The following is a 26,321-nucleotide window of genomic DNA, read 5'->3' on the forward strand; positions in this document are numbered from 1 at the left end:
TTTGTTTCTTTTAGTTCATACGTACCAAATGGCAGGTTCTCAAACTTCACGATTCCTTCTTCGTTTGTCGTACCTGTTTTGATTACTTTTCCATCTTGATAGAGGGTAAATTCTGCTCCCGCTAATCTATCTTGCGTATCTGCATCTTCTTTTATAACCTCAAGGGAGCCTGTCTTCACTTCTGGGATTATGGCTTTGTCTTTAAACGTAACTTGAACGTGCTGCTGGTCTCCCTCTCCGATTGTAATGATCTTCACTTCGGGATTAATCTCATAGCCCTCTGGGGCTTTTGTTTCTTTTAGTTCATACGTACCAAATGGCAGGTTCTCAAACTTCACGATTCCTTCTTCGTTTGTCGTACCTGTGTTGATTACTTTTCCATCTTGGTAGAGGGTAAACTCCGCTCCTGCTAATCTATCTTGCGTATCTGTATCTTCTTTTATAACCTCAAGGGAGCCTGTCTTCACTTCTGGGATTATGGCTTTGTCCTTAAACGTAACTTGGACGTGCTGCTGGTCTCCTTCTCCGATTGTAATGCGTTTCACTTCGGGATTAATCTCATAGCCCTCTGGGGCTTTTGTTTCTTTTAATTCATACGTACCAAATGGCAGGTTCTCAAACTTCACGATTCCTTCTTCGTTTGTTGTGCCTGTTTTAATTACTTTTCCATCTTGATAGAGGGTAAGTTCTGCTCCCGCTAATCTATCTTGCGTATCTGCATCTTCTTTTATAACCTCAAGGGAGCCTGTCTTCACTTCTGGGATTATGGCTTTGTCTTTAAACGTAACTTGAACGTGCTGCTGGTCTCCCTCTCCGATTGTAATGCTTTTCACTTCGGGATTAATCTCATAGCCCTCTGGGGCTTTTGTTTCTTTTAATTCATACGTACCAAATGGCAGGTTCTCAAACTTCACGATTCCTTCTTCGTTTGTCGTACCTGTGTTGATTACTTTTCCATCTTGGTAGAGGGTAAACTCCGCTCCTGCTAATCTATCTTGCGTATCTGTATCTTCTTTTATAACCTCAAGGGAGCCTGTCTTCACTTCTGGGATTATGGCTTTGTCCTTAAACGTAACTTGGACGTGCTGTTGTTCTCCCTCTCCGATTGTAATGCTTTTCACTTCGGGATTAATCTCATAGCCCTCTGGGGCTTTTGTTTCTTTTAGTTCATACGTACCAAATGGCAGGTTCTCAAACTTCACGATTCCTTCTTCATTTGTTGTGCCTGTTTTGATTACTTTTCCATCTTGATAGAGGGTAAACTCTGCTCCCGCTAATCTATCTTGCGTATCTGCATCTTCTTTTATAACCTCAAGGGAACCAGTATTTGTGATCTCATCCTCCAATGGAAGTGTAGCGTTGAATAGATAATTATGTAATTCAAAGCCACTACCTGATGCACTGTTGTAATCTTTTACAATTAAGTTCCCATTAATATTACCGCTTCCCGTTGGTGTAAATACCGCATCTGGTGCTAATATTGCTCCTATCATCGAGAACCCTTGAAGATGTAATTCTGTTAAATTTGGGAAGTTCCATAATATCCTACTTCCAGTACTATAAGAAGGATCACTACCATTCAAAGTAATGCCATAATCCCCCATTGTCAAACTACTTCCATCTACATTAATTAATATAATTGAAGAATTTGGTACTACCAAATCCAAACCCCATAAGTTACCATGAGATAATTGTTCCGTTGTTAAATTGAAAATATTTAATTTAGGATCCTGTCCTGTTAAAACAAGCTTTGACCCTATCTTTTCAACATATCCATTCGCTGTTAACTGTGACCATTTCTTAGATTTATACTTCAAATCATTATAAACTGCATTAAAATCAATAACATCTGCTGTAAATGGGTTTCCTTCTACTCCATTAACATTCGTCATTGTATATTGTCCAACAACACCTTTTGTACCAATAGCTGTATTTCCCTTTTGATTTGTACCGCCTATGGCCGTTAACTTTTTACCTACAATTAAATCATACCGTTCTGTCGACGTTGATAATTGCAAACTACTTCCTATAGTATAATTAGTATAATGTGCTTCATTCCCCACCGCTACTCTTCCTTCTGAGTCAGAGCTTTGGTGTGTATGGTTATTGAAAACAAAAATATTGAAGTCTTTAGCAATTCCTAAATCCCCCCAATTCGCTGCTTCCGTTTGCTTTGTGGAAATAGGTAGCCAGGAAATGAAAAAAGATAAAATAATTGAATAGATTAGTAACTTCCTCATTCTACATTCTCCTTTACCAGCTATATTTTTTATTGCTTTAAGAAAATTAGTTAATTAATTTTCTTAATTATATCAATATACTAAAATATTAATTAATAATCGCATTAAAAGTCAAACTATCAAAGATAAATAAATCAGAAAATTATTTAAATATATAATCAGAATTGGTTTCAAATTAGAATAGAAAAGGATTTAATCCCTCACACAAAACAAAAAAGCAGTATCCTATGGAGGACCACTGCCTTAGAAAAATAATCATAATAGATTTTATATATTCTGTTACAAATAATTTATTATTGATGATTTTGTACAATAACAAACCAAAACTTTTATCAGGGCATTTTTAGAAGCATTACTCTTTTTAAATACTGTACAATATGGGTTCGGGAAGTCTGTGTTTCTTATAAAAGAAGATTTACATAAGTAATCATGAAAAAGAGCTTGAATGTATAATCCCTTGCAAGATAATAGTAGAACATTCATTAATCTTCCCTAGGGAATCTTTCCCTTTCCAACTCTAATAACCTAGCCCTTAATCCAGGATCATGGGCATATATATAAAGGCCATGAATACCTCTCTTCATCAAGACGTTAAGAGAGTTTAAAATAATCTTTTCCATAATTTCTTCACTGTTTTTATATTCATTCCGCCCCCTGAAGGCTTCTGTATCTTTATAGTTTTCCGGTATAATTTTTAGTCGATCCGTTTGTTTATCATAGCCAATCGAGGGTCCAAGAATTACACCCACATAATTCAAATCAAAGCCCTGTATGGTATAAATTGATCCAACTTCTCTTATTGTTTCTGCTTCCTCTGCCCAGGTATGACTCCCATAATCATTATTCCAGGGAAGTTTAAAGTTATCTTCCTCTACATAGTAGGTTTGTCCATCTTTCTTATGTGTGTAATCAAATGTAGACACTATTCGTGCCAAACCAAATTTCCGATCTTGCTCTTGTATAACCTCATACATATCGGCTGCCGATTCAAAAATACGAAAATCATATCTGTCTTCAATTGGCATGGGGGTCAGTTTCTTTTCGACAAAATCATCAATCCATCTGACCATATTATCAGAGGCACGCATTCGAAATTGGTTCGTTAGGACAAAACTTTCTGGTTGGCAGTCTTTAATGATTGAGTTAAGCTTCTGTTCATCCCAGTAGCTTTTCATCTTCAAGACTTGTTTATCATCGTAGACGACGATTGCTATCTTACTATGTTTAATAATCTCTTCTAATTGATTTTCCTCATTGAAGTTATTGTAACGGTCTGCTTTTGTTAGCAGTAAATGGGCTTCATCCACTAACACAATGTCAGCCTTCTCCCCTAATTTCTTTCGCTTATTAATAAAGGATGTTGGCTTATCAAAATTATTTTTAGAAAGCACCTTAACATTACCAGCTATCTTCTTATAGGTTTTCAACATTTCAGAATGATTAACGAGTAAATAATTTTGAGTTTTATATAAATCGGAGGTTTTTTCCTTAGAAAGCTCTTGAATTTTATTGAAAACCGAGCTTAAGACAACGCTCTTCCCAACGCCAGCTTCTCCTTTTATAAGCAAAACAAACGTACCCTCATCATGGATATGTTCCTTGCAGGCCTTAATAATTGCCTGTTGCAGTTCCAATTGTTCCATTGTCATTTCTTTAAAGGGGGATAACTTAAAAATATCTTTATTTTCAATTGTTTGCCTTGAATGATCAACTATTTTCTTTTTCAAAAGTTCATTCCAAATTTCATCAAAAACTTGTTCATCATAATACTGTTTTTGATAATAATTATGCATGACGCTCTTAGCTGTTTGACTCTTATTCTGGAGCTTATAACGTTCATCTGCCAAAAAATAGTTAATTAGTTTCGTCTCAATATTATATGTAGCCGACCGGTTAAATTTTTCATGTATAATCAAGGACATTTTATTTAACGATTTTCGTTCTTGATTGTTTAAATGGTCCTTCATCCGATTCTTGACTGCTACCGTTTCACCTATATAGACAGTCGTTTCATTATTCAAAAAATACACGACAGGATAATCAATATAATAACCATTCAAACGATCGATTGATGCCTTGTTAAAAGGCATTGTTTCTATCGCTACTGTACTCAAACTGAAACCTCCCTATCTCATGATAGTATGCTGAATACGAGATTATTTATTTCTCGGGGCAGGGTATTTCAAAGCATTCTTCTTAAGCTTCTTGAGTGCTTCCTCTTCTAAATCAATATCCAATTTATCCGCTAACTGCAAAAGATAGATAAATACATCTGCCATCTCTTCTTTAATATTCTCAAGCGAATTGCTCACTGCCTCCTCGCTATCTTTCCACTGGAAATTCTCCAGCAGTTCATTCGCTTCCAAAGAGATTGAGATCGCTAAATCTTTTTCATTATGATATTGTTTCCAATTTCGCTCATCTCTAAATTCTAAAACCTTTTCCCTAACTTTATCCATTTTTAAAACCACCCAACTATTATTCGATATACTCTACTTTACCATTTTTATTAGAATATAATAGAAGAACATCAACTATGTTATGATCTGCGAAAAAGACAAAAACCTGAGGAGAGCTCGAGGATAAAACTACGATTTGAAGTAGAAGAATATGAAGATATAAAAGGTCTTCCATTTGAGTTAACAACCTTTTTTGATTCTAGACTATACCTTTAGCTATTAGAAAAAATCCAAGTAGTGTCCCATGGTCGTATAGTTAAGCAAGATAAAACTGTATCTGATCATAAAAGCTATATCATGATGATAAACCAACTAGCGTTAGTATATGAGCTAGATAGAATGAATTAAAAACCTCATGGAGTTTTCCATGAGGAGAAAATCGTTACCTATGATTTCAAATGTATGGTGATACCTACTCCACGGCTTGAAGCCTATTCAACTGATCTTTAATACCTACTATTACTTTACTTATTCCCCATAAATAATTTTCGCCAGCCCATAATAAGTGATATTTTCAATCAGATTGGCAATTTCAGATGGCGATTCCTTAAAATCATTCTGGATCCACTCATTCAATATGCCTATCGTCCCTGCAGAAATAAATGTGGATATATATCCAACCTGTGCTTGAGGTACATTTTTCCCATGACGTTCCCACTTTTCTATACATTTCTGATGGGCAATGTCTAAAACATCATTCAAAAAATCTTTCCCGTTCTTCAAGCTGAAGAGAATTCTGCTCAGTTCCTTATTCCTTAGAATGACCTCGAGAATTTCACTTGTAAATCCGGAAATCGTATAGTCATCCTTTGAAATAGAGATTGCTGCCTTCAGTTCATCATCATACTGACTCTTTAGCTTCTCCATCAAATCATAAACATCCTCATAGTACCGATAAAAGGTAGCTCGGTTGATTTCACACTGTGTACATAGCTCTGTTACCGTAATTTTATTGATTGGTTTTTGTTCTAACAATTCGATAAATGTGTCTTTAATCACTTTTTTGGTATATCTTATTCTGCGATCTTCCATTTCGACTCCTATTCTTAAACAAATCTCCTTATTCTGTTTAATAACTTTCATTCTGATTAAAATTGATGATTGATGCTTACGAGGCAACATTATACAATGATAACAACTTTTATACAACACAGTGTTTAATAACTTGGAGGTTTTCATGAAAAATATATCAATTATTACCGATGGAAGTTGCGATATCCCTACAGAGGTAATCGAAAAATACGGAATAAAATTAATCCCTCTTCATTTTCAATTTGAGGATCAAATAGAATACGGTTCCGAACGGAAAATGGAAATTACGGAGTTTTATAATCGATTAGGAAATGGTGAGGTTGCCAAAACAAGCGCCAGCTCTCCTTCAGCTGCCATACAAGTATTAAAAGAAGAATTAGAAAAAGGAAATGATATCATTTGCGTATCTATTTCCAGTGCCCTCAGCTGTACGTTTAATAATATAAGATTGGCAAGTTTGGAATTGCTAGATTCCTATCCAGAGAGTCGTATCACCGTAATCGATTCCTTAACTGGCTCTATGGCTATGGGTATGTTAGTGGTCAAAGCTTGCATGATGAGAGATGAGAAGTATTCCTACGATCAGATTGTCGAATACCTGGAAGAAAACAAACAATCCTTCCACGTGGAATTTTACGTCAATGACTTACAATACCTAGCCAGAGGTGGCAGACTTAATCCAGCTATAGCGAAAATTGGTGGACTAATCGGAATCAAGCCAATCCTTTCTGTTACAGATAATGGAGTTATTGAATCTGTCTGCAAAGCTCGTAAAACATCCGGTGCAACCAAGCAAATCAAAGAGAGATTCCTAGCTTCAAATGTTGAGAGAGAAATGATTTGTATTTTACATTCTAATAATCTTGATCACGCATTATCCTTAAAAGCAGATCTTGAATTAGAACAATCCTTCGCGCAAGTATTCATCACCGAAATTGGCCCATCCATTGGCAGCCATACCGGTCCAGGGTGTCTAGGACTTGCTTATATAAAACAATAAACTAGGGATAGAAGGGATATCTCCCTTCTGTTCTTTCTTTTATAGTACTTTCCCAATCTAAGATGGTTTGTATGAATATTTGATCATTATCGATAAGGAGAACATACTTACGATGTATATGAATGTAGAAAATCAGCTAGAACGAAAAAAACGTAGATGGCCCAAAATAGCTCAATGAACCAGTTAATGAAGATCAGACATTGAGACTATTACCCCAATAAGAGACGAAAAAGAGACTTCAACATATAGTTGCAGTCTCTTTTTAATGTAGAAGTTTTCTACTCTGGATCTGCTCCCAGCAGTAAAAAAACAAAATAAAAGAATATCCTTAATTCAAAGGCTCGGACATCATTAATTCATTTAGTATAGTTGGCTATAAACTAAAAAAGTATCCTTATACGTTGGACACTTTTCTTATGGCACATCAAAATAATGTAAGTATGGACTACCTTCCTCTAAAAATTGCTCCCACTTTCTTTTTGGTTCTATAATATGTTGATAGGCAATCTGCGAAGCATATTCCATGTCTTTATTTTCAATTAATTGGATAATGTCTTGATGTTGTTTAATCGCCTCTTCAAAGCTATTGTTCATTTCAGAAAGTAATCTCATACGATTATAATGTGTACTTAGACGCATAATCGCCTCCCATATGTGCTCTTTCTTATTCTCTCTAAAAATCAAAAAGTGAAATTGTTTATCCAATTGATGAAATTCTTGTACTTCTTCTTTTTCAAAAATAAGTTCTTCTTGTTGAGCTACGATTCTTTTCAACTTTTTTAAACTCTTCTGTGAGAATGTACGACAAGATAATTTCAAAACTTCTTTTTCCAGCGTAAAGCGCATAAATGCTGCTTCCTCAATTAATTGAAAATTAATCTTTGATACATATGTACCTATTTGTGGTAAGACTTCTACTAAGTTCTCTTCTTTCAATTTTGCCATTACTTCTCTGATCGGTGTTCTTGAAATTGATAGAGATGCTGCTAAATCCGCTTCTCTAATTGATTGACCAGGTTGTAGTTGCAATGACATAATGGCGTTTTTGACCAGGCGATATGAATACTCTTTCGTGTTTTCTCCAGCTGCTCTTGGTGTCATAACTAGCATGAGTGGCCCCTCCTTAAGAAATCAGAGCATAACAAACTTCTTAGCTATCAAATATATGAAAAGAAGATAACTAAATGAATCTTAGCTATCTTCTTTAATTATTATTTATCCAAAGGGTTATTACTTTCTTCTAGCATTCAATTCAATAGCCATTTCATCTGTACGTTTCTTATTAAGCGGATACAAGAAAACCAAGATAAGGAAGATCACCCCGAAGACAATGGCTGGCACTAAAGTAGCTAACATGTGGATACCATCAAGAGCGCCTTGAGTTTGTACACTATTGGCAGCATTGTATCCAACAAGACCAATAGCAAAACCTCCAATCCCACCGGCAATGGCCTGGCCAACTTTACGAGCGAACGAATAAATTGAATAGACTGTTCCATCTTCACGTAGACCAGTTAATAATTCATGGTAATCGATAACATCTGTTACGAATGCCCAAATGACAACATTAAAGAAGGCAAGCCCTATCATACCTAATGTAGCAACGGCAATGAACTGCATGGCACTTAAATCTTTTATAAAGAATAAAACTAAATATACTAGAGTTGCCACTAACATACCTACAGATGAGATTTCTTTCTTACCGAACTTTGCAACCAACGGTTTTACAAATGGCATTACTACAAATGTTCCGGCTGTTTGAACAACACCCATGAGACTTAGTGCAGCTGCATTTGTGAAATAGTCCTTGAACAAATAAACGTTAACAGCACCCATTAGCATTGTGTTCATCATGAGTAATAGTGAAGCGGTTAAAATCCAAAGTAATGGTTTATTTTTCATTAACCCTTTAATCGTAGCTTTCATATTACCTGTTTCTTTTGTTCCTTCCGGTGCTGTAATACGTTCAGTTGAAAGCTTATAGCATGCCATATAACAACAAATTGATAGAACACCGAAAATACATGCTGCCATAAACATACGATTCGCGTCGATTTGGTTATCTACAAACACGATTAATGGAGCAATTGCGTTAATGATTAAACTTGCTGACATTGCACCAGCTGTTCTCCAAGTGGATAAAGTTGTACGTTCCTCTGGATTATCTGTAATTACAGATGCCATTGATCCATACGGAATATTGACTGTACTGTATAATGTTCCCCAAACAATATAGGTAACAAATGCCCATGCCATATAAAAGCCATCACTCATACCTGGAATGGTTACAAACATTAAAACGCCTGAGAAAACAAGAGGGAAAGACATTCTAAAAATCCAAGGTTTAAATTTACCATTTTTAGTTGCAGGCCTTGTATCAATAAAACGCCCCCAAGTTACATCAGCAACAGCATCCCACAGACGTGCCACCATGAACAATACCCCTACAGTAGCTGCACTAATATGAAATATATCTGTGTAGAAAACCATTAAATAAGCACTTACTAAAAGAAAGAAGAAATCGTTTCCAAAGTCGCCCATTAAATAACCGATTTTGTCTCTCATACCAAAAGGACGATGTGTTACAGTTGATTCTTGTAAATCTGAAATCGTTTTTACTTGTGGTTCACTCATTTACTTCTCCTCCAGCAATCTAATAGTTTTAAATGTAATGGACCTTGATTTATCCACTTGGATACTAATTTGTAAGCGATTTCATCAAGTCTCTAAAATCAGTTGAGCCAGTCATGTACTTTTTAGTCCCTACATATAAGTTCTAATTTCATGCAAACCAATAATAACTAAATATTGCTCAACATTTCACATGATTATGCTCAACTCTTCACAAATTAACTTTCGCTAAACCATTTCCATTATCATTCATACTAGTATGCTAGCATATTTATAATTAAATGCCAACCTCTTTTTTTAACTTTTTACACTTTTCGAATATATATTAAATAAGAAAATCAATATCCTTTTTTAGTTAGACCTTCAAATACTGGTAACCACCTTGTTTACTCAGAAGTGCAACCCTGTTCATGGAGAATCTTAATTGTGTGTATTACCGATTATATTTTCGATCCTTTCCTTCAAATAATCATCCATTTTCCACCCGCTTTTCTTCACTCAACTCATAAGTAACATTTAACATCCACACCCTTACTTCAGCCAAAAAATTATTAATAAGAAAGCAATAAAAAAGCTCCCACAGATAGTCTGCAGAAGCGAGCATTTGAACTACTTTATCTACCCGTTTTTCATTAATAAATTCCCACCGCATCAAAACCAGAATGAACGGCTGTCTCTTCCTCGCTGCCTTCCCCATACAAATCAACGGCAGATTGGACAATCGCGTTCCGCGCATCGCTAAAATCAGAATTAGTGGTTAAATATACCGTTAAAGCTCGATAGTAGATTTTCCCAAGCTTTTCTCTTCCAAGTTCTTGACCAATCAGGTAGGCAGCATGGTTTGTAATGGAAGAATTCACATGAACACCACCGCCATCAACGGAAGTCGGCATATGATAAAACTCGTCCATATGGTCTGGATAAACTCCCCCATTTGTGCTGTATTCCCTTCTTTGTTCGTTGCTGACAACCACACTGTTTGGATTACTTAGACTGCGTAATACCGTAACTCCATCAGCTTTAGCAGCAGGGGCCATAATATCCTCCCCCATTTCCCAGTCATCATCGTCAACAAGTACACCAAACACGTCCGCAAACGATTCGTTTAATGCTCCAGATTGGTTTCGATAGACCAAATTTGCTGAATTTGTAATAACCCCATGCGTCATCTCATGTGCTGCTACATCCAGACCGGCCGCCAGAGAAATCATAAACTCCCCATCCCCATCACCATAGGTCATCCAACGCCCATTCCAGGAAGCATTATTATAATTGGTACCATAGTGAACTTTAGAAATGATGGCCATTCCTTCTCCATCAAGGGAATTTCGATCATGTTCATTTAGGAAATATTCATACACCTTTTCAGAATTATAATGCGCATCAACAGCCGCTCGATCATAATCTTTGATAAAAGCAGCCGAATTTCCAACGTAAAGAGTGTCATTACTGGAAGTATTATCATTTTTAGCATCATATGTTTCAATCCCATCCAAATTGGCATGAGCATAATCTGCTAACGAGAACTTAGTACCAGAATTCTTTTCTTTCACGCGGGTTATATGTAATTCTCTGCGTTCTCCATGTACACCAATTCCTGTCCCTTTTTGTGTTTTTGGTTCAGCGGCATGCATGAGAGCATTATACTGATCAATTATCTCACCCGTTTTTGCGTCAACAAAGACAAACCAGTTTCCAGGTTCCATACCCATGAAGTTAACATTCACTTTATAGGCTGTATGATTTTCTCCTTTGTAAGGATAGACAACCAGTTCAGTAATTGGATCATATGTCAGCTCTTTAGGAGCTTTGACAGAGGATAAGGCTGCTTTTACTGCTCCTTCAACACTTAAGGAGACAGCTGTACTCACATTTGACTCACTGAGTGTCTGATTCATTCTTCCATTAACAGATTCAACTTCATGTTCCTTATTAAAATGCACAATAATGTCGGAACCTTCAACATTTACTCCATTTACCGATTGATTAAAACGGATGTGAGTCATGCCAAGTTCATCTTTTTGTACTTCTTTCACCTTCAAGTTTTTCTCAGGATTGCTTATGCCAGTCTTCGCTTGCCTATTCTTCAAATAATTCAAAGCATTGGAGGGTGTACTAGAAGAGTATTTTTCAGCGGCCTTTTCCTTCACAAACAGTGGAACGCTAGCCCTCTCATTCCATTCCTTGCTAACTGCTTTTGAATTAACAGGTTGTGCCAAAACACTACCAATTGGTATAGAACCTACTAATATAGCTGACGATAGAATGACAGGTACTATTAATTTTTTCTTCAATGCCTTTCCCTCCCACTAACCTCTATTTTATTCATTATAAGATGAGGGAGGAATAATAGCATGAATAATTTGAATTATTAAAATATTTTAGAAAATAGTTAGTTACTCCTATATTGTATGGATAGAAAAACTATTGACTCATTAAAACAAAAACCCTTAGACACTGCAAAAACCATGCAGTTCTAAGGGTTTATTTAGGATTTGAATTCTCATATATTTGGCAAACATACTATCATATAGGCTTGCAATTTGTTTTACTATAAAACAAATTTAAAATTATTTTTAACCATAATAAACTTATTATGAACTCCAACTATGGGTTCTCAATATTTTATGACTACTTTTCTCACTCGGACACTTCTACTGTTTCGTCCAAAGCATTAAGCTTCTCAAAGTTATCGAGTATGGCACGTGCTTCATCAGCAGATTTCGTATTCATTAACTCATTTCTTAAATCTCCAGCCCCATGGAATCCACGGACATAGATCTTGAAAAAGCGATGAAGATGCGTGTACTTGCGAGGTACTACGTCTGAATAGTGATCATGGAGATCTAAATGCAATCTTAAGAGATCAAGCAATTCCTTACTGCTATGGTCTTTCGGTTCCTGCTCAAAGGCAAATGGATTTTTAAAAATACCGCGGCCAATCATAATCCCATCAACACCATATTGTTGAGCCAGTTTCAATCCCATTTCACGATCAAGGATATCCCCATTGATCGTTAGAAGTGTATCTGGTGCAACCTCGTCTCGAAGTTTCTTTATCTCTGGAATCAGTTCCCAATGAGCATCAACCTTACTCATTTCCTCTCTGGTACGCAGATGTATAGAAAGATTAGCGATATCTTGTTTCAATATGTGTGTCAGCCAACCACGCCATTCGTCTATATCTGTGAAACCAAGCCTTGTCTTCACACTTACGGGCAATCCCCCTGCTTTGGCTGCTTGTATTAATTCGGCTGCAACTTCTGGACGGCAGATCAGTCCACTTCCCTTCCCATGGCCAGCAACATTGGGTACGGGACATCCCATATTGATATCTATACCTTTAAAACCTAGTTCTGCCATACCAATACTCATTTTTCGGAAGTTTTCAGGCTTGTCCCCCCAAATATGGGCTACCAAAGGCTGTTCATCCTCTGTATAGGCTAAACGTCCCCGCACACTCTCTATTCCCTGTGGATGACAATAACTTTCCGAATTTGTAAACTCTGTAAAAAACACATCAGGTCTCCCCGCTTCACTCACGACATGGCGAAAAACAACATCCGTCACATCTTCCATTGGTGCCAGTACAAAAAAAGGTCGTGGTAGATCACGCCAAAAATTTTCTTTCATAATTCTAATTTCAATCCTCTCATTAAGGGGATATCAGATAAAAATCTATCCCAAAACTAAACAGAAATAATCTTCTTTTACACTTATAGCATGCTTTAGCACTTTTTATCAAACTATAGAAATTTATCTAAGTAGATTATTTCTTAGTTATTAATCAACGGAACGCTTATAAATAGTATCTCCTCCTTTTTAACTCCTATTTAAGAATTTATATAAGAAAAAGATAAAAATAAACCTATTTATCATCCCCTCTAATGCCAAGTAATAGAAAAGCGGCCTTAGCTCTTTATCATACAGAGCTAAAGCCGCTTAGAAGTTTAATTATGTTTATTGTCCACAAAACATAATTATTTCTTTATTTTACTTTAAATTTTTAATCCCAGTTTCTAATATTTCCATTTGGAGCAGTGTTTGTTCATCTGTAATGGTTTTATCTTTCCCATTTATGATAGCTTCATATAATTCATCATATACTCGACCATAATCGCCATTAATGGATTTCACTTTTTCCTCGTGGAATGTACCATCTTCGTCAACGTATGTCAGTACACCATAATGTTCCAGTGTATCTACTCCAAAATCTTTGTTATCAGGCATGTAAAATAATTTTAAGTGTTCTTCCTGACGATCTTTCGTCGCTTTCACAAAGCATCCGTTTTTTCCATAGACTATAAAGCTAGGTCTTTCTTTAATTCTAAAATAACTGGATTTTACAGAAACCTTCACTTGACCATAGTATAAATCCAAATCAAAGTAATCATTCATTCTTCCTTGCCCTAATAATTGCCTAACATCATAGTGAATATGATCCGGTTTGCCGAAATAGCTGATGACCTGATCCAGTGTATGACAGGCATGTCCATATAAAAATGACATTGCAGGATTGAAAGTATGAGTAGACTCTGGTACTTCGGGGCGGAAATAGTCAAAATGCATTTCTAATTCCAGCAGGTCTCCTAATTTCCCTTCTTCAATAACCCTTTGAACAGTTAGAAAATCACTATCAAAACGTCTGTTTTGATAAGCCTGAACAATTAATCCTTTCTCACGCGCGATTGCAAAAATTTCTTTGGCCTGCTCGGAAGTTTCCATAAAAGGCTTTTCAACTAAACAGTGTTTATTATGTTCTAATACCAATTTTGCGTATTCATAATGACTGTCATGTTTTGTACAAACAACAATGAGTTGTATATCTTTATCATTTAATAGTTGATCTAACTCAGATGTATAATGGACTCCTGGAATCCGATTCCAGCTTTCATGTTTAGGATTCCTTTGATAGATTGTTTTCACCTTAATATTCTCTCTTTGCAGTACAAACGGTAAATGGTATCTGTTCGTGCTTTTCCCATTTCCAATATAACCAATAGTAAGCATAGCAGCCTCCTAAACTATATTATTTACTATCTTCTATCAAGCTGTTGTTTCTTGCTGTAATGGAATTCTGAACAACAATTTCTACCTTGATATGGATGTAACAGGTCAACAGTAAGTTTTATGCGTGTATATGAAGAGCACCTCCTGAAAATGATGGACTCACATCAGGAGGTGCTTCTCTTTTTATTGACCAGATATTTGAAAGCCTGAGCAATCGTTATGAATTCATTACATTATGCCTAATACATGGAAGACAACACCAACGACAAACAATCCAAGAATCATGACGATTGGTGATACTTTCTTTCTAAGCAGCCACATGCAAAGCAGTGTTAATAGTAATCCAGATAAGCCTGGGATTAAACTATCTAAATTTTGTTGTAGAGTTGTTACTTTAACATCACTTAATGAAAGACCGGCAGCTTGTTGTTCAAGTGCCGTTTTAATTCCTTCTGCTCCTGCAGGTAACTTATCCCAATCGATATAAGCACCTTCATCAAGCTGAACGGAAGATACAGTTGGCGTAAACTTAACAGATACCCAACGGTTAACTAACGCACCAAGGATAAACATCCCGAGTATCGAGGCACCTTTAGTAATGTCTCGAAGCAATCCGCCAGATAAGTCGTCTGTAATTTTAGAACCTGCTTTATAACCAAATTCCTGTGTATACCAAGTGAATCCCATACGAATAAGATTCCATAAAACGAAGTAAAGAATCGGTCCAAGAATATTACCAGTCATAGCTAGCGAAGCTGCTAATGCACCAAGGATTGGCTTAACCGTGAACCAGAAAACTGGATCCCCAATACCTGCTAAAGGTCCCATCATACCAACTTTAACACCTTGAATAGCTACATCGTCAACCGGTGCTCCATTTGCACGTTCTTCTTCAAGCGCTAAAGTTACACCAAGTATAGGTGAAGCTACATATGGATGAGTATTAAAGAACTCTAAGTGACGTTTTAGTGCAGCAGAGCGGTCTTCTTTTGTTTTATATAATCTTTTAATAGCTGGAATCATTGCATACGCCCAACCACCGTTTTGCATTCGTTCATAGTTCCAAGAACCTTGAATGAAAGTTGAACGCCACCAAACAGAAATACGATCTTTTTTCGATAATCTCAATTCTTTTTCCACTTTCTGTCCTCCTCCTTCTTAGTAATTATCAATAATAGCGCCTATTGGATCACCTGTATTACCATTTCCGCCATTACCACCTGAACCGCCTTGTTTAGAAAGAGCTAAATAGATGAGTGCTAGTGCCACACCGATAGCACCTAAACCAATAAGTGTGATTTCTGTAACAGTCGCTAATACGAATCCAATTGCAAAGAATGGCCATACTTCTTTTGTAGCCATCATATTAATAACCATTGCATAACCAACGGCAACAACCATTCCTCCGCCGATTGCTAAACCGTTCGTTAACCAATCTGGCATCGATTCAAGTAAGCCTTGAACCGGACCTGCACCAACTGCTAAAATCAATCCAGCTGGGATTGCAATACGTAATCCTTGCATACAGATTGCAGCGAGGTGCCAAAATTCTACTACTCTTATATTTCCTTCTGCAGCTGCAGCATCCATAAAGTGGACAAATGCTGTCGCAATCGTACGGCAGATAATTGTTAATAAAAGACCAGCAACTGCAAGCGGAACCGCAATTGCAATTGCAGAAGATACTCCCTCTTGACCTTGTCCGCTTAAAACTAAAATAATGGCAGATGCAACTGATGCTAACGCAGCATCCGGTGCTACGGCCGCTCCAATGTTCGCCCAACCTAAAGCGATCATTTGAAGCGTACCGCCTAAAATAAGACAAGGTACAAGTTCACCTGTAACTAAGCCGATTAACGTACATGCAATAATTGGCTGGTGGAAGTGGAATTCATCTAAAATTCCTTCTACACCGGCTAAGAATGCTACGAAAAGGACTAATATTATTTGAATAATAGTCAAATCCATAATGATTTATCCTCCCTTTTTTTCGTGATCATCATGATTACTTTTGTTTGTTTAACTCTTCTTGGGCCTTCTTGATAATGTCGTCCATGTTGCCTTTTGAGTCATTCGGAACTTTACGTACATCAAATTTCAAACCAAGCTCTTTTAATCTAGCAAAAGTCTCAATGTCCTCTTGGTTAAATGCCAGCACCTTATTCGGTTGAACTTTACCAGTTGAGTGTGCCATAGAACCAACATTGATCGTCTCCAATGGAACGCCGCCTTCAACCGCCCTAAGTGCATCTTGCGGATTTTCAAAAAGAAGCAGTGCGCGCTGACCGCCAAAATGCTGATCATCTTTTGCAAGTTCAATCATTTTATGTACAGGAACAACGTGTGCCCTTACACCTGGTGGAGCTGCTTGTTGGATTAATTTCTTACGAAGATCATCCTTAGCTACTGTATCAGATACAACAATGATACGAGTAGGATTTGTTGCTTTAGTCCAACCAGTCGCTACTTGTCCGTGAAGCAAGCGAGAGTCAATACGAGCTAACACATATTCAAATTTACCAGGGGTACCTGCTGTTGACGGTTTTTCAGCAGGTGTTGCCTCTGCAGCCGGTTCTAATTCTTCAGGTTTTACTTTAACTCCTTCTTTAGCAGTACCTAAAACATGAGCAGCAATTTCATGTGCTGTGTTCATTGAAAAACGGGATGCAAAAGCTTCAATCACCATTGGCAAGTTCAGACCAGCAACGATTGCCCATGTATCTTTGTGTTCTTCAAGCAAGCTGTTGGCTTGATTGAAAGGTGTACCACCCCAAAGATCGACTAAGAATAATACTTCATCTTGGTTATCGAAAGAGGCGATTGCTTCTTTCATTTTTGCTTTTACATCATCAGGTCCTTCACTTGGCATCAATGTAACAGCTTTTACATTTTCTTGTACTCCAAAGATCATCTCCCCGGATTGCAAGATACCACTAGCAAATTCGCCGTGACTAGCAATGATAATCCCTACCATCTTTTTACCTCCTATTATTATCACAATCTAACAAACACGGTAAAACACGCCTACTTATTTCATAGACGTTTTTTACAACCATCCATAAGCGATTACACTATCGACAAAAAAAGACATAAATAGAAAGTCGATTAAATGAAGTTATAGGTATAAACGCTTCCCCTTTTTCTTCATCAATCAATACTTTTTACTCATGCCTGATCGAATTAGTAACGCGTAAAAAATAAAGGAGATGGTTATTAAGACTCGCTTTTCGAAAATTTCAATCAACTCACATAGTGATTATAGCATGTCGAATAATCCGCTTTCAAGCAAGATTTTGATTTTCCGTGTCTCCTTCCCTTGTGCAATGGTCTGGTTAATTAGTCGCAATTTTCGTTTTCCTACGACAAAAAAAGACAAGTTCACTCCCTGTCTTTTATATAAGACTATTGTTTTTTAAATATATTCTTCATACCTCGTTTGACTACATCTATGAAACTTAATGATTGAATCATATGATTTGGATCAACATATTCACGGATGGCCCGTAAAACTCTTTTTGAATCCTTCGAAGAAAATGTAAATGTTCCATTTCGCTTAGTTTGAATGGCATATCGCGGAATCCATTTCCCTTTAAACATGATAGAAGCAATGACATAATCAACTTCTTCCCAAGGAATTTGAATAAATTTACGAGCATCACGTTCATTAAAGAATTCAAACCCTTTATCTCCAATCATAATTTTTCCATATTCCGCAAGTCCCATATGTGATGTTGCATCAATAACTAAATCGACTTTTGTATTGATTGATTGAACCATTTGATATACTCCATTTCTCTCTTTTAATAGTTATTATTATACGTATTTTTTCACCTTTTAAGAATCTTTTTTTAAATTAAACTAATAGGTTAAAAAATAGTAACGACATTGAATAGCGTGTCAGCATTTATTTACACTCCTCTATCTTGAGTAACAGTTTTAATATTATATTAATATAATATACTGGTTATCCACATACCTTTTAAGTTATAAGGAAAAAAGACCTAATCTTTATTCCAAGATTAGGTTAATCCATCTGACACACAATTGAGACGTGTGGATCCTTTATGTGATAATTAATGCTTAGCTTTTTTACACTCTAAAGAAGTAGGAGTACTTTTACCCATATGATAAGCTCTCTCCTGTTCATGCTATCCGCTTAAAAGCCTAATCCAATATTTATGGATCTAATTCTGATAGTTAACATCCTGGTTTACAAGGTAGTTAAAGATTCTCAGTTTGGTCCCCTCTAGTTGTTCCTTATGCATATCTATCGCATTGATCCGATTATTTTCATACGTTTTATAATAATAAACACCTTTTTCTTGATCCATACAAGAGGAATAGGTTGTACCATCCTCTAAACCCTCATCTGTAAGGACCCCTCCTTTAACCATTTTCACATAATCCAGCATATGAAAAAATTGTGTGATAGAAGGTATATCTCCCTCGATTTTAGGCATATGTGAGCGAATATAAGCAATCCTTACAAATCTGGAGACGGATGCAAAGTCACCGGGTATGCCTAATGTTCCTGCTCCAATCCCCAATGATTTTAATGTTTGCTTACCCCAATTTGTTTCTTTTGGTGAAAACGGTGTTAGATGTAAATACTCATTCAAGTTCGTTACATGCCAATCAAAGGTAGGGTTATTGGTCAAAACTCCTATGAGATTGTCATGTACAGCCAAGCGGTCTTTTGTCTTTTCTACCACAATAGCCTTTCCAGTTTTATCGGTAATCATCCAATGAAGCATTGAAACAGGTGTGTCTTCATTAATTGGGCAATCCACAAGTTCTAAACACTCAATTCCTTGTTTAACTTCTTCTACTGTTTCGTGATTTGATAATACCCATTGTATAAAGTCGTATGGTGCGATATTATTTTTTCCTTCAATCGGTTCTTCCTCAAAGTAGGCGTAGCCTTCAAAATTTAATCCTGCGCAGGCTAGACCATCTTCGTTCATAGCATCGGCTAGAAGAGGATGATTATCAATTACTGTCCCCATTCCAATGATAGCACGCTTATTAGTTACCATATTACCTGTTACTCTATCTTGATATTGATAGTTTCTTGGTATAATCATAACTGCTTGATTAAAATAATATGCTAGGTCCATATTCCTTCCAAAAAACCATTTACCCTCTGGAGATTGAATACTTAATCCCGTACAAATATAGATCACCTCATTATTTTCTTCAATTCGTTTGCTTTTATTATTCGAAAGATCAAAATCCAACTATATTTTTCTGCATTATTAAATTTTTTATACAAGCTATTTACTCAAGGAAATTCTTTATTGAGTCAGTTTGGTTTACAGTGGTTTAAATTAAACTCTCTGGAGTATCAGTTTCTCAATTAGACCATTCATATGACATAGTATCTTCAATAATTCCTTATCTATTTACATCAATAATATATGGGTACTCCTTTCTCGATTCATATCCATATAAATAATTCCCGTCAACATTAGTCGACGGGATGATAAAGACACATCTGTATGAAGTTAAAACGCTGATATTCTATTAATAGCTTAGCAATGCACACACTTTCACTTCTGTGGACTGTAATTAAAAACGTATGGTGTCCTGTAAACTGTAATTATTTATAGGATCTATATGATTCAGCACAAACAAGCGAAAAGAGCCTCTCAAAGACATTGAAGACTTTTGAGAGGCCTCACCGAGTAATTTATACACTTACATCCACAAACATAAATGTATCAACATCAAACAATCCTTGATTCGTAAGCTTTAAAGAAGGAATAACTGGCAAGGCCAAAAAAGATAATGTCAGTAAAGGTGAGAATTCATCCGTAATGCCAAGGGATGACAGTGCAATTAGTAATTGGCTGTATTGATCATTCAATTCTTCAGCTGAGATGGTTGTCATTAATCCTGCAACTGGCAAGGATAATGAAGCGATTGTCTTTCCATCGCAGGCAATTGAAATACCTCCACCGATTTTCTCAAGCTCCCTGATTGCGATGTCCATATCTTCATCATTCGTTCCGATACAAATAATATTATGCGAGTCATGAGCAATCGTTGTAGCAACCGCTCCCTTTTGCAGACGGAAGCCCTTTACAATACCTACCCCTACTCTTCCTGTACCTTTATGCCTTTCGACTACAGCTATTTTTACGAAATCCTCTCCTTCACTTGGCACAAACAGGTCATTTTCAACCGGTACCTTGTATTGCGCTTTTTTCGTCACTATTGAATTAGGAATAATTTCAATAACCCTAGCAGTCTCAGAAGTTAATGGCAGACGTAACAGCTCTTTAGAGTAGCTTCCCAATATAACGGTATTTTCAAAAGACGCTTCTTTCGCTTGCTCTCTTTCCTCTTCGTATCGGATGCCGTTTACCCAAACAGAATGTATATCAAAATCTTCAATTGCATTTAATAATATAAAATCAGCATCATAGCCAGGAGCAATTGCCCCTTTTCCTTTTAGGTTATAGCATTGAGCAGCATTAAGAGATGCCATTCTCATAATAGAATAGATATCGATTCCAGCCTTTATACATTCACGCACATGATAATCAATACTTCCCTCTTCTAATAAATCATCTATATGCTTATCGTCTGTACAAAACATTAAACGATGCGAAAGCTCTTTACTATAGCCGGCTAACAAATCATGAAGATTGCGGGCAGCCGAGCCTTCACGAAGCATCACATACATACCTCTTCTGACCCGTTCAATCATTTCCTCTGGTATTACGCATTCATGATCCGTTGTTATTCCTGCTGTCAAATAAGCATTAATCTCTTTTCCGCTTAAACCTGCACCATGTCCGTCAATTGGAACATTGTTCATAATTGCACCTGAGAGCTTTGCCATTATATCTTCCTGACCGGATAATACGGCAGGGAAATCCATCACTTCTGCCAAGCCAAGCACAAGCTTATGATTGTAAAGAGGCGCAAGATCCTCAGCCGTCAAAGTGGATCCATTGTCCTCAAAGGAAGTTGCCGGGACACAGGAAGGCAGTTGATAGCGATAATTCAATAAACAGTTTTCACTGTCTTTCAACATCCATTCTATTCCTTTTACCCCTTGAACATTTGCGATTTCATGGGGATCTGTGATAATAGTCGTAATTCCTCGCGGTAAAACAGCTTTTTGAAATTGGGAAGGAGAAAGCATACTAGATTCAATATGGACATGTGAATCAATTAAGCCTGGCACCATTATATATGGCGTACCATCGATTTCTTTTTCACCATGATACTGGCCAATACCTACGAACTTACCATTATGAATGGCGACATCCGCTCGCTCTATTTCATCCGTAAACACATTTACTAGTTGAACATTTTTAATAACTAGCTCAGGTAAACTGATGTTTCGTGCCGCTAATATTTGGGATTTGATTTGTTCTGGGATTTTCATCTTATTCCTCCTCATTTTTTGTTCAGTGGGAAAAATAAGCTGGGTAGAGGATGTATAAATAATAACTAGCAGTTTACTATACATTCTGTGCGTATCTATTCCCGTAGACGAACTAATTAAAGTGGTTAGTTTGTAGAGACTCCTGGACCATATTTCCAAGATTATACGAGTTATAGTTGTTTTTATTTCATAAACCTTTTTATGCATTCTAACAACGCATGTATTGATAGTCAATGAAATTAAATTTATTTTTCAAAAAACACATTTGCCTTATTGTTTCGTAAATCACAAAATGCTGAATCCTATCTGTGCTTAGTTATTATAATTTTAGCTAAACTATTTTCTGAAAAAACAATGTGGGATCAAAACCCACTTAATTAAATCAAAGTTTTTTAGCTTAACAATATGGCATAACTCCTCCTTGAAGAATACCCTAAGCGACCGGTCTTATTGTGGTGATTTAGCGCAGAATTGCACTGAAACCATTTTATAAAACAACAAAAGGCCCCAAGACAGAAGGGATTAACTGCACACTCCTTCACTAACTGGTAGATAGAATAGATTATTTGTACAGCTGAGGGGCATATCCAGATTCCATACAATTCTCATAAATCCGATACAGGAAATACAAAAAGGCAGCACCCCTAGGAGGGTTGACTGCCTTATTTCCATATATGCTATGCGACACATTCCATATTTTGAATGTATGTGGCAACACACGAAATATTGGTGGTTTTTTTACCTTATCTCGCCGCAAAATGAGAGTTTGTAATATCTAAAATCATAATAGTTACTCACCCACTGGAAACTACTTAGTGAATATAGTTACCTCTTTCCTTTGTCATAAATTTCACCTAATGCTTTCGGAGCACGATTCGATTTAGAAAAAAAGATTAATAACAATAATGTTAAGACATACGGTAAAATCATAAATAAATCAGTGTAACTGCTTGGCAATGCCATTGACTGAGCAATAAAGGCTCCGCCAGACTTTGCAAAACCGAATAAAAGACAAGCAGCTAGTGTAGGAACAATCTTCCAATTACCGAAAATTAATGCAGCAATCGCTAAAAATCCATATCCCATATAAATGCTGGAAGAAAAGTTAGCTGAAATAGAATAGGCAAAACACATGCCGCCAAGACCTGATAATAGACCCGATATAATGACTGCTGTAAACCTGATTTTCGCTACGTCTACACCTGCTGCATCAACCGAATGAGGATTTTCCCCGCACGCTCTTAAGCGCATGCCGAACTTTGTTTTATATAAAAGATACCAAGCAAAAATGGCAATCACGATGATAATCACTTCAAACGGATACACATTCGTAAAGATTGCACCTATTACTGGTATATCGGCTAAACCAGCAATAGTAAACCGCTCCATGACACCTAACTGGAACTTGTCCGAAGCAGTTCCAAAGACAAGCGCATTAATTTGTGTCGTTAAGAACGTTGTTAAAGCCAAAGCCAAAATATTAATGACGACACCACTGATCACTTGGTTTGCCTTAAACTTAATGCATAGTACAGCGTGAATAATGGCGAAAACCATCCCGCCGATCATGGCAAATAGTAACGCCACGTAAAATAAATCTTGGATATCTGTACCAAAGGCATTTGCGATTAATACAGCTGACAGCGCCCCGATGAATGCCCCAAAACCTTGGAACCCTTCAAGGGCTAAGTTGGTAATACCGCTCTTTTCACTGTATATACCGCCAATTGCTATAATAAAAAGAGGCAACGCAAAGGATAGGCCATCCATAATTACTGTATCCATTATGATTTACTCTCCTTTCGTTCCGCTTCTTTTTCATTCATGCGGCTAATTTTATATTTCAGATATACACCACATGCACTAAATAACAGGATTAACCCAACAATCACAGAAGAAATTTCTTGTCTGATGCCTGCCTGTGAACTCATGTATGTGCTTCCCTGATCAATGATTGATATTAGGGATGAAGAGAAAATAACACCAATCGGATGAGAGTTTCCTAATAGGGCTACAGCAATAGAATCAAAGCCGATGTCTGATAATACTTTTGGTTGTATGGAAGCATAATAACCTAAATAATACGTGACACCTGCCAGACCAGCCAAGCTTCCCGATATAACCATTGCCAGGACTGTATTTCTTCCCACATTGATTCCTGCATATTTTGCTGCATTGCGATTAGAACCTACTGCTTTAATATCAAATCCAACCACTGTTTTGTCCATGAGAATCTTTATTAAAATAGCGGTTATGATGGCCAAAACAAAGCCTAACGGAATATCCATTTTCAAGGCCCCTATTTCAACATTCGCCAACGTTAATCTTGCTGCTTCGGAAATATATTTAGATTGCCTTGAGACTGGATCAATATAATACATTTGAATAAAAAAGCTGATGACATATTGTGCAATATAATTCAACATGATCGTCGATACGACTTCATTGATATTAAATTTATATTTGAGCCACCCAACTAATCCTCCCATCAGTCCTCCAGCGACAATACCAATCAGTAAAACAAGCGGCTTTGCGATGATTGCATCCAAACCACTGTAACCGACAATAATCGTCGCAAAAAAACCAGAGACGAGCATTTGACCGGCAACACCTATATTAAATAGACCCGCTCTAAACGCAACAGCAACTGCCAAGCTCGCAAATAAAAGCGGCGTCATCGCGTTCAGCAAACTCATGAAATCAGTCAACATGTTTTTATAGCCTGCATAGGATGGTTTCGGCAAAATTCCTGCCCCTTGGAATAAGTTGTAGAATGCCTGCAAAGGGTTTTTACCCATTAAAAGTATGACAATAGCCGCCGCAATAAAACTCATGATTATGGCGACTAGTGGAATGGAGATCGATTGCCACTTCTCATTATTTATTCGCCGAATAAGACTATTACGTAAGTTTTTATTCTTTCTATCTTTACTCATGCTTTGCCCCCATCATATATTCACCGACTTCATTGGTCGTTAATGATTCTCTACTAGCAATCTTTTGAAGTTGGCCATTATAGATAACTCCTATGGTATCCGCTACATTCATAATTTCATCAAGCTCCAATGATATAAGGAGAATCGCTTTTCCACGATCACGTTCTTGAATGATCATCTTATGGATATTTTCGATTGCACCAATATCTACTCCACGTGTTGGTTGAACGAAAATCATAAGAGGGGATTGCAATTCAATCTCTCGAGCGATGATGGCTTTTTGCTGATTACCACCGCTCATTGAACGAACTTGAGTTTTGATACCTTGTCCGCTTCTAATATCATATTTAGCAATCAACTCACTGCCAGATCGCTCGAATTCCTCTTTATTTAGCATCCACTTACTAGAAAAAGGCTCCTTGTAGTACTGCTTTAATGCTAGGTTAGTAGCTAAATCGAAGTCCAAAAACAGTCCAAAGCTTTGTCTATCTTCAGGTATATACGAAATACCAGCCTCTGTTCTGCTTCTTATTGGTTCATTCGTAATATCCTTTCCATTAAGGTATATACTTCCGTTGCTGACCTTTGTTAGACCAGCTATTGCATCCGCTATTTCAACCTGTCCATTATCTGCAACCCCTGCAATGGCAAAGATCTCACCGCTGCGAATGGTAAAGGATACATCTTTCACTACTTCAAACCCATCTTCATTTTTAACGGTTAGATGCTCTACCTTTAATACTTCCTCTTTAAACTGAGCAGGTAGTTTCTCAGTTTCAAAGTTTACCTCTCTGCCTACCATTAATTGAGCCATATGATTAACCGATGTTGTCTTTACATCCAGGACATCGACTAATCTGCCTTTATTCAATACGGCACATCGATCGGCCACCTTCTTGATTTCTTCCAGCTTATGCGTAATCAATATGATGGTTTTTCCACCGTCTCTCAAGACTTTGATAATCTCCAGCAAAAACTCAATTTCCTGTGGCGTTAAGACTGCAGTCGGTTCATCAAAGATAAGGATATCTGCTTCACGATAAAGTACCTTTAGAATTTCAACCCTCTGCTGCATGGAAACGTTCAAATCGGCTATTTTTTTCGTAGGATCGACTTCCAAGCCAAAACTTTTAGACAGTTCCTCAATTTTCCGATTAGCGTTTCGAATATCCACGTATGGAAAGAGCCCGGCAAATTTTCTGATTGGTTCAATTCCTAAAACAATATTCTCTGTAATCGTATAATCAGAGACTAACTTAAAATGCTGATGGACCATTCCTATGTTAAGCTTCGCCGCATGGTTGGGTGAACTGATATTCACTTTTTCACCCCGGATATAAATTTCTCCTTCATCGGGTTCATACATGCCGCCTAACATACTCATCAATGTTGATTTACCTGCACCATTCTCTCCAAGCAAAGCGAAAATTTCTCCCTTTTTTATGCCGATGGAGACATCATCATTCGCTATTATTCCAGGAAACCGTTTGGTTATATGTTTCATTTCTACAATATAATCAGACATCTTTCTCCTCCATTATCCACAATAATTACAAGGGAAAAAATTAGAAGTCCATCAACTCCCTGATTCTCAAGAAATCAGGGAGTGACAAA

Annotated in this window: 20 protein-coding genes and 1 riboswitch; of the genes, 1 reads left to right on the top strand and 19 read right to left on the bottom strand. The window is 36.9% G+C overall.

The window, feature by feature from the left end; translation table 11 throughout:
* The 4 genes from AC58NB_RS15345 to AC58NB_RS15360 all read right to left on the bottom strand — a co-directional run.
* On the bottom strand, nt 1-2,240 hold a 2,240-nt coding region (locus AC58NB_RS15345), incomplete at its 3' end, for a SpaA isopeptide-forming pilin-related protein (RefSeq protein WP_497427690.1).
* 482 nt (nt 2,241-2,722) lie between these two features.
* On the bottom strand, nt 2,723-4,354 hold the full coding sequence (locus AC58NB_RS15350) for a DUF2075 domain-containing protein (RefSeq protein WP_497427691.1): 1,632 nt from the start codon (nt 4,352-4,354) through the stop codon (nt 2,723-2,725).
* Between the two features lie 42 nt (nt 4,355-4,396).
* Complete coding sequence (locus AC58NB_RS15355; RefSeq protein WP_497427692.1) at nt 4,397-4,699, bottom strand: nucleotide pyrophosphohydrolase; 303 nt, start codon at nt 4,697-4,699, stop codon at nt 4,397-4,399.
* Between the two features lie 468 nt (nt 4,700-5,167).
* Nucleotides 5,168-5,782 carry a TetR/AcrR family transcriptional regulator gene (locus AC58NB_RS15360; RefSeq protein ID WP_497427693.1) on the bottom strand — a complete coding sequence of 205 codons (615 nt, stop codon included), beginning with the start codon at nt 5,780-5,782 and terminating at the stop codon, nt 5,168-5,170.
* Between the two features lie 94 nt (nt 5,783-5,876).
* Between AC58NB_RS15360 and AC58NB_RS15365 the strand changes: the two genes are divergently transcribed.
* On the top strand, nt 5,877-6,731 hold the full coding sequence (locus tag AC58NB_RS15365; protein WP_497427694.1) for a DegV family protein: 855 nt from the start codon (nt 5,877-5,879) through the stop codon (nt 6,729-6,731).
* Nucleotides 6,732-7,145: 414 nt separating this feature from the next.
* Here AC58NB_RS15365 and AC58NB_RS15370 read toward each other — a convergent pair whose 3' ends face one another.
* The 15 genes from AC58NB_RS15370 to AC58NB_RS15440 all read right to left on the bottom strand — a co-directional run bounded on the left by AC58NB_RS15370 (nt 7,146) and on the right by AC58NB_RS15440 (nt 26,232).
* Entirely contained in the window at nt 7,146-7,841 is a 696-nt protein-coding gene (locus AC58NB_RS15370) for a GntR family transcriptional regulator (RefSeq protein ID WP_497427695.1), read from the bottom strand.
* 120 nt (nt 7,842-7,961) lie between these two features.
* Nucleotides 7,962-9,365: an MFS transporter gene (locus tag AC58NB_RS15375; protein WP_497427696.1), complete on the bottom strand. Its 1,404-nt coding sequence runs from the start codon at nt 9,363-9,365 to the stop codon at nt 7,962-7,964.
* Between the two features lie 466 nt (nt 9,366-9,831).
* Entirely contained in the window at nt 9,832-10,014 is a 183-nt protein-coding gene (locus AC58NB_RS15380) for a hypothetical protein (RefSeq protein ID WP_497427697.1), read from the bottom strand.
* Nucleotides 9,995-11,656, bottom strand: coding sequence for a M4 family metallopeptidase (locus AC58NB_RS15385; protein WP_497427698.1), 1,662 nt, complete (start codon nt 11,654-11,656; stop codon nt 9,995-9,997). The genes AC58NB_RS15380 and AC58NB_RS15385 overlap by 20 nt, the downstream gene beginning before the upstream one ends.
* 346 nt (nt 11,657-12,002) lie before the next feature.
* Nucleotides 12,003-12,995, bottom strand: coding sequence for a tRNA dihydrouridine synthase (locus AC58NB_RS15390; RefSeq protein ID WP_497427699.1), 993 nt, complete (start codon nt 12,993-12,995; stop codon nt 12,003-12,005).
* 360 nt (nt 12,996-13,355) lie between these two features.
* Complete coding sequence (locus AC58NB_RS15395; RefSeq protein WP_497427700.1) at nt 13,356-14,372, bottom strand: oxidoreductase; 1,017 nt, start codon at nt 14,370-14,372, stop codon at nt 13,356-13,358.
* A gap of 228 nt (nt 14,373-14,600) precedes the next feature.
* Nucleotides 14,601-15,512 (bottom strand): PTS system mannose/fructose/sorbose family transporter subunit IID, encoded by a 912-nt coding sequence (locus AC58NB_RS15400; RefSeq protein ID WP_066108365.1) that lies wholly within the window; start codon nt 15,510-15,512, stop codon nt 14,601-14,603.
* Between the two features lie 18 nt (nt 15,513-15,530).
* Nucleotides 15,531-16,334, bottom strand: a complete 804-nt coding sequence (locus AC58NB_RS15405) for a PTS mannose/fructose/sorbose transporter subunit IIC (RefSeq protein WP_497427736.1) — start codon at nt 16,332-16,334, stop codon at nt 15,531-15,533.
* 43 nt (nt 16,335-16,377) lie between these two features.
* The gene (locus tag AC58NB_RS15410) at nt 16,378-17,346 is read right to left on the bottom strand and encodes a mannose/fructose/sorbose PTS transporter subunit IIA (RefSeq protein WP_497427701.1); all 969 of its coding nucleotides are present in this window, start codon (nt 17,344-17,346) and stop codon (nt 16,378-16,380) included.
* A 428-nt stretch (nt 17,347-17,774) separates the two neighbouring features.
* A complete protein-coding gene (locus tag AC58NB_RS15415; protein ID WP_497427702.1) occupies nt 17,775-18,149 on the bottom strand; it encodes a DUF956 family protein in 375 nt (124 codons plus the stop codon).
* Between the two features lie 407 nt (nt 18,150-18,556).
* Nucleotides 18,557-19,609 carry a choloylglycine hydrolase gene (bsh, locus tag AC58NB_RS15420; protein WP_497427703.1) on the bottom strand — a complete coding sequence of 351 codons (1,053 nt, stop codon included), beginning with the start codon at nt 19,607-19,609 and terminating at the stop codon, nt 18,557-18,559.
* Nucleotides 19,610-20,061: 452 nt separating this feature from the next.
* Entirely contained in the window at nt 20,062-21,771 is a 1,710-nt protein-coding gene (ade, locus tag AC58NB_RS15425) for an adenine deaminase (protein WP_497427704.1), read from the bottom strand.
* A gap of 84 nt (nt 21,772-21,855) precedes the next feature.
* A riboswitch (purine riboswitch) is annotated at nt 21,856-21,960 on the bottom strand.
* Between the two features lie 636 nt (nt 21,961-22,596).
* Nucleotides 22,597-23,556 carry an ABC transporter permease gene (locus AC58NB_RS15430; RefSeq protein WP_497427705.1) on the bottom strand — a complete coding sequence of 320 codons (960 nt, stop codon included), beginning with the start codon at nt 23,554-23,556 and terminating at the stop codon, nt 22,597-22,599.
* Nucleotides 23,556-24,707: an ABC transporter permease gene (locus AC58NB_RS15435; protein ID WP_497427706.1), complete on the bottom strand. Its 1,152-nt coding sequence runs from the start codon at nt 24,705-24,707 to the stop codon at nt 23,556-23,558. Before AC58NB_RS15435 ends, AC58NB_RS15430 begins: the two co-directional genes overlap by 1 nt.
* Nucleotides 24,700-26,232, bottom strand: coding sequence for an ABC transporter ATP-binding protein (locus AC58NB_RS15440; RefSeq protein WP_497427707.1), 1,533 nt, complete (start codon nt 26,230-26,232; stop codon nt 24,700-24,702). The genes AC58NB_RS15435 and AC58NB_RS15440 overlap by 8 nt, the downstream gene beginning before the upstream one ends.
* Nucleotides 26,233-26,321 lie beyond the last annotated feature (89 nt).

This window comes from Pradoshia sp. TA40_28 (assembly GCF_059694525.1).